Source organism: Salibaculum griseiflavum (genome assembly GCF_003129565.1).
Classification (GTDB): Bacteria; Pseudomonadota; Alphaproteobacteria; order Rhodobacterales; family Rhodobacteraceae; genus Salibaculum; species Salibaculum griseiflavum.
Genome location: NZ_QETF01000005.1, coordinates 27445 through 39030, shown reverse-complemented (window position 1 = coordinate 39030; position 11586 = coordinate 27445). Strand labels below are relative to the sequence as shown.

The window sequence follows — 11586 nt, the reverse complement described above, 5'->3', positions numbered from 1 at the left end:
ACTACCTGCATCCTTACCGTCGCGCCTGGGTTTTGCGGCAGCCCTAACGCTTATCCGTTCTTGTCCCGCAATTTCCGGTAAAGACGCCGGTTCAGCTCCATGAATTCGGTCATGGCCGCACCAAGCCCGCCCAGTTGTCGCCCCTTCAGGAAGAGATAGCCCGACAGCCCGCCCAGCGCCGCGCCCAAGGTGTCGATCATCAGGTCGGTCATCGTGTCGGTCAGGCCGGATTTCTGCATGTTCATGCCGAATAGCTGGTCCATGCCATATTCGAAGATCTCCCATAGCGCGCCGATGGCCAGCGCGACCGCAGCCGAAAGCACGGCCAGGGCCCAGGGCGGCGCAGCATAGCGGTCGCCTTCGAACAGCATGAAGATCGCAAGGAAAGCCATGGCCGCGATGCTGAGCGCCGAGAAGAAATGCAGCACAAGGTCCCACCACCAGAACCTTTCGTAGAAATCCGCAACCTCGCCCAGGAACAGCGTGGCGAAGATGAATATAACGATGGCGGACAGGATCGACCCCGGCAGCGTGATCCCGAAGAACCGCGCAAATCGGTCGGGCAACAGGGTCAGACCAAGGGTCGAAACGGCCACGAAAACCGGCATCCACTGGCCCGTCACGAGGCCGGTGACGATCTCGACGACCAGGAACCCCTGGATCACCAGGACCAGGATCGGGCCTTTGAAGCGCGTCATGGGGTCTCCGAATCTGCCATTTCCTGTCCTATATAAGATCAATGACGCAAACCGCACCCCTCCGGCTGGCCAGTTACAACATCCGCGCCGGTCTCGGCACCGACCTGCGCCGCGATCCCTTGCGGGTTCTGTCGGCGATCTCGGCGCTGCAGGCCGATATCGTCGCGCTGCAAGAGGCCGATCACCGGCTGGGGTTGCGCCCGTCCGCCCTGCCCCGCGACATGATCGAGGCCCATACCGGGCTGCGCCCGCTGCCCGTGGCCAACACCGCCGAAAGCCTGGGATGGCATGGCATCGCACTGCTGGCCCGGCCGGGGCTGGACCCGGTGGATATCCATCGCTTCCCCCTGCCCGGGCTGGAGCCGCGCGGCGCGATCGCGGCGGACCTGCCGGACCTGCGCGTGGTGGGCGTGCACCTGGGCCTCTTGCGGCGCAACCGCCGCCAGCAGCTCGACCATATCCGCGAGGCGCTGGAGGGTCTGCCGACCCTGCCAACGGTGATCCTGGGCGATTTCAACGAATGGAGCCGCAAGACCGGCCTGGGGCGGCTGGCACGGCACTACACGGTGCTGACCCCGGGCCGCACATTTCCTGCCAACCTGCCGGTCGCGGCGCTGGACCGCATCGCCCATTCCGAGCACCTGCGCGTCACCCCGCTCGACATCCCGGCACGGGCCAAGGGGCCGCATCCGTCGGATCATCTGCCGATCCTGGCCGAGGTGACGCGGGTGTGAGATGTGCGTGGGTCTTTGCTAGCGCGTTGGCAAGCCTGGTTAATCTCCTGCAATTCGTTTGCCGGGAATGAAACGGCACCATAAAATCAGAAAATGTTCCGATTTATCTTAAGAGCACTGTTTAGACCAAGCTATCGGCACAGGACCGGCCCATACAAGAAACCTGTCAGAAAGACGCTTGCTTATAAGGCAGGTCATGTCATTGCCGCACCTTCTGCGCGAACCAGGAAGCCGAAGTCCGGCACCGCGACAAGAGCCGAAGCGTTTGATGCCGCGACCGCTCATGCAGTCAAGCTTCCGCGTGTGCTGGAGGGGCCAGCCTATGTGACGGACGGTGATACAATTACAGTCCAGAAGACCCAAGTACGGCTCTTTGGCATAGACGCTCCCGAGCTGAATCATCCCTACGGAAAGAAGGCCAAGTGGGCCATGGTGCATCTGTGCAAAGGCCACCGCATACGCGTCGAGATCACCGATGAAGACGAATATGGCCGCACTGTAGGAAAGTGCTTCCTGCCAGATGGTCGGGACCTATCGGCAGAATTGGTAAAGCAAGGGCTTGCTATCGATTGGCCCAGATTTTCAGGGGGCAAATACAGCCACCTAGAGGTCGCAGGCATCCGCAAGAAGCTCTGGCTGGCCGACGCGCGCCAAAAAGGCCGCATGCATGTTTGGGAGATGTTTGACGCGCGACGGAAGAGTAAAGGCAGGAACAATTGAAGATGCGGCCAAATACCGACCGATGGTCGCATGGACCCAGGCACATCCGAGCTTGACCGACCCGAACATCATTTCCGATCAGGAGCGGAGCCCTATGGATTGAGCAGGCCCCGCAGTCGGACCCAATTTGCAGGGTCGTTGGGCATACAAGCGATACTGACCCCTTCTACAGCTCCATTCAAATCGGACATGGATTGAACCATGGCGAAGCCACGCAACGGCGGGCCTGAGAGGGCTTTCAACCGCAATCGCGTTCGATGGCGGAAATGCCAGCCAAGGCCGCGTGCGGTTTGGACATTGCCGACGGCGCAAAGCTGCACCCAAATCGGCGATCAGACCCCGGCCCCTACCGGAACGGATACATCCATGGCTTGTAGTCATCGATGAGGACTTCGGCACGGGCGCGTTGTTCGGCGGTCATGCGCGGCGTCAGTTCCTCGATCGAGATCAGCGCGTCCGGGTCGCCGCCGATGGCAGAGAGCCCATACCATAGATACGCCCGCACAAGGTCCGGCTCGGGGATGCCGCGCCCCACCTCGTAATACCAGCCCAGCCCCGATTGCGCCCCCGGATGGCCCTTGAGCGAGGCCCGCAGATACCATTCGAAGGCGCGTTCATCATCGCGCTCAACCCCAAGGCCCAGCGCATACATCACGCCGATCAGCTCTTCCGCGTCGGCATTGCCCGACCGCGCCAGCACCCGGAACTGCGCCATGGCGGCCTCGAACTCGTTTGCCTCCATCAGGTCGCGCGCCTCTTCGAGATCGGCCGCGAAAACAGGGGTTGAGAGCGCCGCGAAAACCGCCAGTATCAGGCCATGTGCTACGGGTCTTCCATGGGCTTGCCAAAGCTGTCTCATCTCGTCCTTTCCATCGTCCTCGCCATGTCGGGGGCGGCCGGGGCCGCGCCGCTGTCGCTTGATGATTTCGTGGACGCGGACCCGGCGCAAGCCCGGATCGGCCAATTGCTGTTCTATGACCCGATCCTGTCGGGCAACCGCAATATTTCCTGCGGCACCTGCCACCATCACGACCACGCGGGCGGCGACGGTCTGAGCCTTGGCATCGGCGAGGGCGGCACGGGGCTGGGGCCCGACCGCACACCCGGCACCGGGGACGACCGGATCGCCAAGCGTATCCCGCGCAATGCGCCCGCACTCTGGAATCTAGGGCACAGGTCCATCGACGTTCTGTTCCATGATGGGCGCCTGGAAGTGTCCGACCAGTTCGGCAACGGCTTCGATACCCCGGCCGAGGAATGGTTCCCCGAGGGTCTCGACCATATCGTCGCCGCGCAGGCCCTGCTGCCGATGACCTCGGAATTCGAGATGGCTGGCAATGTCGGCGAGAACGAGGTGATCGGCGCGGTGCGCGACCGCATCGACCTGGGCTGGCCGATCCTGGCCAAGCGGGTGCGCACGATCCCCGAATATGGCGAGATGTTCGTCGATGCCTTCGACCATATCGACCATTCCAGCGAGGTCACCATCGTCGAGATCGGCAACGCAATCGGCGCCTTCGTTGCCTCGGAGTGGATCAGCATCGACAGCCCCTATGATGCGTGGCTGACCGAGGGCACCCCCCTGCCCGAGGCCGCCGAACGCGGGCGGCAGTTGTTCTTCGGCTCGGCGCGCTGCGCGACCTGCCATTCAGGGCCGCTGTTCACCGATCAGGGGTTCCACGCCCTGTCCCTGCCCGCCTTTGGCCCGGGCCGCACCCGGCTTTTCGACCAGGTGTCGCGCGATGTCGGGCGGATGGCCGAAACCGATCTGTTGGAAGACGCCTACCGGTTCCGCACGCCATCCCTGCGCAACGTCGCCCTGACCGCGCCTTATGGCCATAACGGCGCCTTTGCGACGCTCGAGGCGATGATCCGCCACCATGCCGACCCGCTCGCCAGCCGCGCCCGCTGGCGCCCCGCAGACGCGCGCCTGCCCGATGTGCCCTGGCTGGCCGCCGGGGATTTCGTGATCCGCCAGGACAGGTTCGAAATGCAGCGGCAAAAGGCCCGTCTGGACATCCATCCGGCAGCACTGAGCGCGACCGAAATCGCCGATCTCGTGGCGTTCCTGCAGGCTTTGACGGGTGAAACCGTCGATCAACGCCCCCTGGGCCGCCCGAACCGGGTGCCCAGCGGCCTTCCGGTCGATTGACGGGCCGTCGCTAGACCAGAAGGTCGGACAGGGATTTGCGGGCGCGCGGCGGGGCGGCACCGGTGGGTTTGCCGAAGCGGATCGCCTGAACCAGCCGCCGGTCCGGCGCGATACCGAACCGAGTGCAGATTTCACCATTTGTCACGGGATGATCGGAAAGCGCCGCCATGGGCCACCCGGCCATGCCCAGCGAGGCCGCCTCCAGGCACATGCGCAGGTAGGCGCGGCCACTCTCGACCGGGCTTTCAGCGCGGGGTCGGTGAAAAAGCGCGATGACCGGCGCCGAGAGCGTCGCTGCGGCCTCGCTCGTCAGGCCCGCGGTCAGCCCGGCCTTGTCCAGCACCGGCCAGAGCGGGCCGAGAACCAGCGGCGTGCCTAGGGCCACCGGCCCGGACATGTTCATCGCCGCGCGGTTCATCCCGTCCACACCGTTGCGCGGATGGCCCGGCGAAAGACGCATCCAGTCCAGCAATTCCCGGCGGAAGGCCCGGTCGCGCATGATCTGCAGACTGGCCCAGTCATTGCGTTCGGCCAGCCATCTGCGTCCCTTGTCGTCCAGCACCAGCCGCGCATCGGGCCGGGACCAGCCATAAAGCTCCATCGGGGCGGCATCGAAACGTCCGCGCCAGGTGAACCGATCCTCCAACTGCCGATGAAGTCCGTGCTCGGCGCCCTCGACGAAGCGCAGATGCGCCACGGTCTCCAGCCCGTTTCCCGGCGCGAAGCGGGGGTCGTCGGCCAGTTCCACATCTGCGCCGACCCCTTCGGCCGACAGCGCCAGCACCATCGCTTCCAGCGCCGCGCCGCAGCTGAGCGCGGCATCCCGTCCCTCGGGGTCACCCACGGGCAGGCCGCATTCAGTATCGCAGAACAGCGTCGCACCGTCCGTATCCAGCGCCCATCGGGCCGGCTGGGTATTGTGTGTGCTCGGGGCCAGCCCGGCCCGCACGACGCAGGCTTCAAGACGGTCCATCGCAATCATGTCTCTCCCCCCTTTTCGGCCGCCTTGGCCAGCAACCGGGCCATACGCTGCACCACCCGCAATTCCAGTTCAACACGCGGGGCGACCGCGATGACCGGCATCGACAGTGCCACCAACCTCATGGGATGCGGCCCTGCCAAAAGGATATGGGCCGCATCGAAGCGATTGAAAAGATGGGAAATGTGATCCGCCCCTGTCAGCACGATCAGCGCCCGGACCGCGAACAGCAGCATCATGATCCGGATACCGAACAGGACGCGCCGCGTCAGCGGCGCGTCGGGGTCGTGCGCGGCAAGCTGGGCGTCCTCCATCCAAAGCCCCGGCCGTTCCATGATCCGCAGGGCAAGGCCAGCGGTGACTGCCCCATGCGGGATTTGACGTCGCCTGGGGAACGCACTAGAACAAAAGAAGAACATTTACCAATGGAGACCCCCGTGCGCTGCGCCCCGCCCGCCCCGAAAACCGCCGCACAATTGCTGTCCGACCGCGCCACCGACACGGTCGGCGCGGCCGACAGCCCTACCCTGACCGAGATTTTCGCAGAAAACGCCAGCGATGGCGGTCCGCTGGGCTTCCTGCTGGCCCAGATCGACCCCGCCTGTGGCCCGGTCCTGTGGATCAGCGACCGGCTGTCCCGGCAGGAATCGGGGCGGCTCTGCATCGCCGGCCTGCCGCGCCCGCTGGAGGTGATCGCGGTGGATGTGAACCGCCCCCTCGATGTGCTCTGGGCCATGGAACAGGGCTTGGGCTGTGGCGTTCTCGGCGCCGTGGTGGGCGAGATCTGGGGCGACCCGCCACAGCTGGATTTCACCGCCACCAAGCGGCTGGCGCTGCGGGCCGAGGCTCATGGCGTGGCGGCCTGGCTGATCCGGCGCGCGGCGAATCCCAACCTGTCGGCGGCGCGCAAGCGGTGGCGCGTGGCCTCGCTGGCCGCCCTGCCCGATCCCGATGACAGCCGCGCCCCCGGCGCACCGCTCTGGCAGGCGACCCTGTTCCGAAGCCGCTGGGGCGCCCCCGGCGACTGGGTCGCCCGCCCCACGGCACAAGGCGGGCTGCACCTGGACCACCGGGTCGAGGCCGATGCCGCCCTGCCCCGCGCCGCCGAGCACTGACCGGAGGCACCCATGAGACACGAGGACAAGCTGCCCGTCCTCCTGCAGACCGCCCTTTCCGATCCGCGCCAGACCGGCGCGCAGCCCGTCGCCCCCGCCTGGCGGGCCGGGACGGACATGGACCGGGCGCGCCAACAGGGCCGTGGGCGGGCGGGTGTCGCCGCAGGCGCAGTCGCCCTGCCCACGGACGGCCTGCCCCGCGATCCGCTGGCCCGGCGCATCACCGCCCTGCATTTCCCGACCCTGGCCATGGATCGCTACCTGCGCCACCGCGACCGGATGGGGAACCCGGTGCCCGATGACCTGCCACTGGCCCTGGCCGTGGATGGGCCGCATGGCCCCATCCTGCATGCCACCAACCGCGCCGCACGGCTGGCGGGGATGCGCCTGGGCGAGCGGGTCGTGGACATGCGCGCGCTCTGCCCCGACCTGCAGGTGGAATTCGCCGATATCGCCGGCGACCGGGCCATGCTGGCCCGGCTCATGCTCTGGTGCCGCCGCTGGTGCCCCTGGACGGCGCTGGACGGCGAGACCGGGCTGGTCATGGACAGCACCGGCTCGGATCACCTCTGGGGCGGCGAGGCGGCGATGCTGCGCGATATCGAGGAGAAGTTCGCGCTCATGGGGCTGTCCTGCGACCTGGCCATCGCCCCGACCCATGGCGCGGCCTGGGCGTTGTCGCGCCATGGCGGGCTGCGCGAGACCTGTCACGGGCCGGAGCTTGCGCAGCGCATGGCCCCGCTTCCCGTCGCCGCGCTCAGGCTGGCCCCCGACACGGTGCTTTTGCTGCAGCGGCTGGGGCTGAAAACCGTGGGCGATCTGGCCGCGGTGCCACGCCGGGCGCTGGCGCGGCGCTTTGCCCGGGCCCCGCTGGGGCAGAACCCGCTGATGCGGCTGGACCAGATGATGGGGCGGCTGGCCGAACCGGTGCAAAGCCCCGATGACCCGCCGCGCTTCGCCGTGCAATCGCGCCTGCCCGAACCGGTGATCGACCCGGACCCGCACCTGCCCGCCCTGGCGCAGGAGCTTTGCGCCGGGCTGGCCGCCGAAGGCATGGGCGCGCGCCGCGTGACCCTGACGCTTTACCGCACCGATGGCGAGGTCGCGGCCTTGTCCGTGGCCACCGCGCGGGCCAGTCGCGATGCAGCGCACCTGCTGGGGCTCTTCGAGGGGCGGCTGGAGCGGCTCGACCCCGGGTTCGGCTTCGACCTGATCACGCTGGAGGCCAGCGTGGTCGAGGCGCTGGACATGGTCCAGACCCGCATCGACGGCCATGTAGATGGCGAAACGGAACTGGCCCGCCTGATCGACCGGCTCTCGGCACGCTTCGGCGCCGATCGCATCACCCGCCCCGCCCTGAAGGACAGCCATATCCCCGAGCGGCGCGAGCGCTGGCAATCGGCCATGGTGCCCGCCGCCGGAACACTGGCCCCGCCGCGCCGCCCGCGCCCCCTGCGCCTGCTGGACCCGCCCGAGGAGATCCGCGTGCTTTACGCCGTGCCCGAGGGCCCGCCGGTGCAATTCACCTGGCGCCGGCTGGCCCACAAGGTGACGCGCTTTGCCGGGCCGGAACGGATCGCCCCGGAATGGTGGGCCGACCGGCCCTCGGCCCGGCTGCGCGACTATTACCGGATCGAGACCCAGCACGGGCGGCGCTACTGGCTGTACCGCGAGGGGCTGGCGGGGGACGGCCGGGGTGGGCCGCCGCGCTGGTTCCTGCACGGGGTGTTTGCGTGACCGGCCGGGTGTGCCGTCCGGTTTCGAATGGGCTGCGCCCATCCGACCGGCCGGGGGTTTCACACCCCCGGACCCCCGTGGAGTTTACAGGCCAAGATGAAGAGGGCAGCGGCGGCGATGCCTGAGACCGATCATCAGCATCCCCGCCGGACCCTGCCCGAGGACGGGGGCTTCACCCCGAACCCGCCCGCGCCCTTTGTCGAGTTGGGGGTGACGAGTTGCTTTTCCTTCCTGCGCGGGGCCTCGGATGCGGTGGATCTTGCGCAAGAAGCCTGGGCCCAGGGCCATCATGCGATCGGGGTGGCCGATCTGAACACGCTGGCCGGGGTGGTGCGGCTGCATGCGGAGGCCAAGAAGGCGCGGCTGCGCCCGTTGATCGGGGCACGGCTGGGGCTGGTCAGCGGCGAGGAGCTCCTGGCCTATCCGATTGACCGCGCCGCCTATGGCCGCCTGTCGCGGCTGCTGTCCAAGGGCAAGCGGCACGATCCGGGCGGCGCCTGGCAGGCCAAGGGGGTCTGCGACATCACCCTGGCCGACCTTGCCGATCATGCGCAAGGCGTGATCCTGATCGCCCTGCCGCCCGAGGATCTGGACGCCTTCGCCAGTGCCTTGCCCCGGTTGAAACGGCACCTGCCGGGGCTGGGCTACCTGGCCGCGTCTTACCTCTATCAGGGCGATGACCGGGCGCGGATCAACCGGCTGGACCGGATCGCGGGGCAGACCGGATTGCGCCTGCTGGCCACCAATGACGTGCATTACCACGCCCCCGACCGCCGCCCTCTGCAGGACGTGATGACCTGCATCCGCGAAAAGACCACGCTGGCCCGGGCCGGCTCGCTTCTGCATCCCAATGCCGAACGCCACCTGAAATCGCCCGCCGAGATGATGCGCCTGTTCCGCGAATGGCCGCACGCCATCGCTGCCACCCGCGCCGTGGCCGATGCGATTTCCTTCGACCTCGAACAGCTGGCCTATGAATACCCGCGTGAGGTGATCCCCGCCGATATGAGCCCCCAGGCTTATCTTGAGAAGCTGACATGGGAGGGCGCGGCGCGGCGCTATCCGGGCGGGGTCACGCCGGAGACCCGCGCGGTTCTGGAAAAGGAGCTTGCGATGATCGGCAAGCTGGACATCGCGCGCTATTTCCTGACCATCCACGAAATTATCAAGTTCGCCCGGGAAGGCGTTGAAAACCCTATCCTTTGCCAGGGCCGGGGGTCGGCCGCGAACTCGGCGGTCTGCTATGTTCTGGGCATCACGGCGGTGGACCCGGCGCAGCACCAGTTGCTGTTCGAACGGTTCATTTCCGAGGAACGCAAGGAACCGCCCGATATCGACGTGGATTTCGAACATGAGCGCCGCGAAGAGGTGATCCAGCATATCTATGACAAGTATGGCCGCGACCGCGCCGGGCTGTGTGCCACGGTGATCCATTACCGCCCCCGCTCGGCCATCCGCGAGGTGGGCAAGGTCATGGGCCTGAGCGAAGACGTGACCGGCGCGCTGGCCAAGACCATCTGGGGCAGCTGGGGCAAGGATGTGGGCCCCGAGCACGTGGCCGAGGCCGGGCTGGACCCCGCCGACCCGACGATCCGGCGCACGATCCTGCTGGCGCAACAGCTCATCGGCATGCCGCGCCACCTGTCCCAGCATGTGGGCGGCTTCATCCTGACCGACGGGCCGCTGGTGGAAACCGTGCCGATCGGCAACGGCGCCATGGCGGACCGGTCCTTCATCGAATGGGACAAGGACGATATCGACGCGCTCGGCATCCTCAAGGTGGATATCCTGGCGCTGGGAATGCTGACCTGCATCCGCAAATGTTTCGACCTTATTTCAGCGCATTACGGTCAGAACTTCACTCTTGCCACGGTCCCGAAAGAGGATCCGCGCGTCTATGACATGCTGTGCCGGGGCGACAGCGTGGGCGTCTTCCAGGTGGAAAGCCGGGCGCAGATGAACATGTTGCCACGCCTGCGCCCACGGGAATTCTACGACCTGGTGATCGAGGTGGCCATCGTCCGCCCCGGCCCCATCCAGGGCGATATGGTGCATCCCTACCTGCGACGCCGCAACGGCGAGGAAGAGGTCAGCTATCCCGCCCCCGGCGCGCCGCACGATCCGGCCGAGCTGAAAAACATTCTGGGCCGCACCCTTGGCGTGCCGATTTTCCAGGAACAGGCGATGAAGATCGCCATCGAGGCGGCGGAGTTTTCCCCCGCCGAAGCCAATGAGCTGCGCAAGGCCATGGCGACCTTCCGGTCCAAGGGGACAATCGGCAGGCTGGAGGACAAGATGGTCGGCCGCATGGTCGCACGCGGCTACGAGGAGGCGTTCGCACGGCGCTGTTTCGACCAGATCAAGGGGTTCGGCGAATACGGGTTTCCCGAAAGCCATGCCGCCAGCTTCGCCCTGCTGGTCTATGTCTCAAGCTGGCTGAAATGCCATTACCCGGCAGCCTTTGCCGCGGCGCTGCTCAATTCCCAGCCGATGGGGTTCTATGCCCCGGCACAAATCGTGCGCGATGCGCGCGACCACGGCGTGACGGTGCGCCCACCGGATGTGAATTTTTCGCTGTGGGACAATACGTTGGAGCCCGAAGCTGACAGGCTGACGCTGCGCCTCGGCCTGCGCCAGATCAGCGGGCTGCGCGAGGCGGCGGCGGCGCGGTTGCTGGCGGCGCGCGATGCGCCGTATCCGGACCTCAAGGCGTTGCAGGCCCGCGCCGGGCTGCGGCCCGCCGATATCCGCAAGCTGGCCGAGGCGGATGCACTGCGGTCGATGTTCATGGACCGCCGGCAGGCCCTGTGGGAGGCCAAGGCGCTGAAAGACGCGCCCGACCTGCCGCTCTTTACTGGCACCGAGGACGAGGGCACCGAGCCGCCGGTGCCCCTGCCCGACATGCCCGTGACCGAACAGGTCGTGGCGGATTACCAGACCTTGCGCCTGTCCCTGAAGGCGCATCCCATGTCCTTCCTGCGCCCGTCGCTGACGCGGCAGGGTCATGCCGCCTGCGCCGCCCTGGCCGACAGCCGCAACGGGCAGAACATCCGGCTGGCCGGGCTGGTCCTGATACGGCAGCGGCCCGGATCGGCCAAAGGGGTCTGTTTCATCACGCTGGAGGACGAAACCGGCGTGGCCAACCTGGTGGTCTGGCCCAAGGTCATGGAACAATACCGCAAGGTCGTCATGCAGGCGCGGCTGCTGGTGGTGCATGGCCATATCCAGCGCGATCTGGACATCATCCATGTCGTTGCCCGGCACCTGGAGGACCGCTCGGATGCGCTGCAACGGCTGGCGCCCGACGGGCTGACGCCGCCGCTGTCCCATGCCGACGAGGTCACGCGCCCCCTGCCCACGCCCAACTCTCGCCACCCGCGCAACGCGCAGATCATTCCCAAAAGCCGCGACTTTCACTAGGGGATAGACCCGCCCGGCCCAGACCGGATCA

The 11586-nt window shown here is 67.0% G+C and carries 10 protein-coding genes; 6 read left to right on the top strand and 4 right to left on the bottom strand.

Going from position 1 to position 11586, the window contains the following annotated elements:
• Positions 1-50 precede the first annotated feature (50 nt).
• Positions 51-698: a hypothetical protein gene (locus DFK10_RS06235; protein ID WP_109387722.1), complete on the bottom strand. Its 648-nt coding sequence runs from the start codon at positions 696-698 to the stop codon at positions 51-53.
• Positions 699-739: 41 nt separating this feature from the next.
• On the opposite strand from DFK10_RS06235, the gene DFK10_RS06230 reads away from it, so the two are divergent.
• Positions 740-1432: an endonuclease/exonuclease/phosphatase family protein gene (locus tag DFK10_RS06230; protein ID WP_109387720.1), complete on the top strand. Its 693-nt coding sequence runs from the start codon at positions 740-742 to the stop codon at positions 1430-1432.
• Between the two features lie 93 nt (positions 1433-1525).
• Entirely contained in the window at positions 1526-2152 is a 627-nt protein-coding gene (locus tag DFK10_RS16600; RefSeq protein ID WP_235866779.1) for a thermonuclease family protein, read from the top strand.
• A 346-nt stretch (positions 2153-2498) separates the two neighbouring features.
• Here DFK10_RS16600 and DFK10_RS06220 read toward each other — a convergent pair whose 3' ends face one another.
• Positions 2499-3011, bottom strand: a complete 513-nt coding sequence (locus DFK10_RS06220) for a tetratricopeptide repeat protein (RefSeq protein ID WP_217810076.1) — start codon at positions 3009-3011, stop codon at positions 2499-2501.
• On the opposite strand from DFK10_RS06220, the gene DFK10_RS06215 reads away from it, so the two are divergent.
• Positions 2988-4304, top strand: a complete 1317-nt coding sequence (locus DFK10_RS06215) for a cytochrome-c peroxidase (protein ID WP_408005574.1) — start codon at positions 2988-2990, stop codon at positions 4302-4304. The two genes, DFK10_RS06220 and DFK10_RS06215, sit on opposite strands and share 24 nt — an antisense overlap.
• 10 nt (positions 4305-4314) lie before the next feature.
• Here the strand turns inward: DFK10_RS06215 and DFK10_RS06210 are convergent, their stop codons facing one another.
• Positions 4315-5286 (bottom strand): hypothetical protein, encoded by a 972-nt coding sequence (locus tag DFK10_RS06210; protein WP_109387716.1) that lies wholly within the window; start codon positions 5284-5286, stop codon positions 4315-4317.
• Complete coding sequence (locus DFK10_RS06205) at positions 5283-5597, bottom strand: hypothetical protein (RefSeq protein WP_146193233.1); 315 nt, start codon at positions 5595-5597, stop codon at positions 5283-5285. The genes DFK10_RS06210 and DFK10_RS06205 overlap by 4 nt, the downstream gene beginning before the upstream one ends.
• Positions 5598-5708: 111 nt before the next feature.
• On the opposite strand from DFK10_RS06205, the gene DFK10_RS06200 reads away from it, so the two are divergent.
• The 3 genes from DFK10_RS06200 (at position 5709) to DFK10_RS06190 (ending at position 11555) form a co-directional block, all read left to right on the top strand.
• Entirely contained in the window at positions 5709-6398 is a 690-nt protein-coding gene (locus tag DFK10_RS06200) for an ImuA family protein (protein ID WP_235866778.1), read from the top strand.
• A gap of 12 nt (positions 6399-6410) precedes the next feature.
• Positions 6411-8135, top strand: coding sequence for a Y-family DNA polymerase (locus DFK10_RS06195; RefSeq protein ID WP_328589348.1), 1725 nt, complete (start codon positions 6411-6413; stop codon positions 8133-8135).
• 117 nt (positions 8136-8252) lie between these two features.
• Positions 8253-11555 carry an error-prone DNA polymerase gene (locus tag DFK10_RS06190; RefSeq protein ID WP_109387712.1) on the top strand — a complete coding sequence of 1101 codons (3303 nt, stop codon included), beginning with the start codon at positions 8253-8255 and terminating at the stop codon, positions 11553-11555.
• Positions 11556-11586 lie beyond the last annotated feature (31 nt).

Excerpts from the sequence above, each read along its gene's own strand:
- DFK10_RS06235 (WP_109387722.1), bottom strand. The coding sequence starts at position 698 with ATGACGCGCTTCAAAGGCCCGATCCTGGTCCTGGTGATCCAGGGGTTC.
- DFK10_RS06230 (WP_109387720.1), top strand. The coding sequence starts at position 740 with ATGACGCAAACCGCACCCCTCCGGCTGGCCAGTTACAACATCCGCGCC.
- DFK10_RS16600 (WP_235866779.1), top strand. The coding sequence starts at position 1,526 with ATGTTCCGATTTATCTTAAGAGCACTGTTTAGACCAAGCTATCGGCAC.
- DFK10_RS06215 (WP_408005574.1), top strand. The coding sequence starts at position 2,988 with ATGGGCTTGCCAAAGCTGTCTCATCTCGTCCTTTCCATCGTCCTCGCC.
- DFK10_RS06220 (WP_217810076.1), bottom strand. The coding sequence starts at position 3,011 with ATGAGACAGCTTTGGCAAGCCCATGGAAGACCCGTAGCACATGGCCTG.
- DFK10_RS06210 (WP_109387716.1), bottom strand. The coding sequence starts at position 5,286 with ATGATTGCGATGGACCGTCTTGAAGCCTGCGTCGTGCGGGCCGGGCTG.
- DFK10_RS06205 (WP_146193233.1), bottom strand. The coding sequence starts at position 5,597 with ATGGAGGACGCCCAGCTTGCCGCGCACGACCCCGACGCGCCGCTGACG.
- DFK10_RS06200 (WP_235866778.1), top strand. The coding sequence starts at position 5,709 with ATGGAGACCCCCGTGCGCTGCGCCCCGCCCGCCCCGAAAACCGCCGCA.
- DFK10_RS06195 (WP_328589348.1), top strand. The coding sequence starts at position 6,411 with ATGAGACACGAGGACAAGCTGCCCGTCCTCCTGCAGACCGCCCTTTCC.
- DFK10_RS06190 (WP_109387712.1), top strand. The coding sequence starts at position 8,253 with ATGCCTGAGACCGATCATCAGCATCCCCGCCGGACCCTGCCCGAGGAC.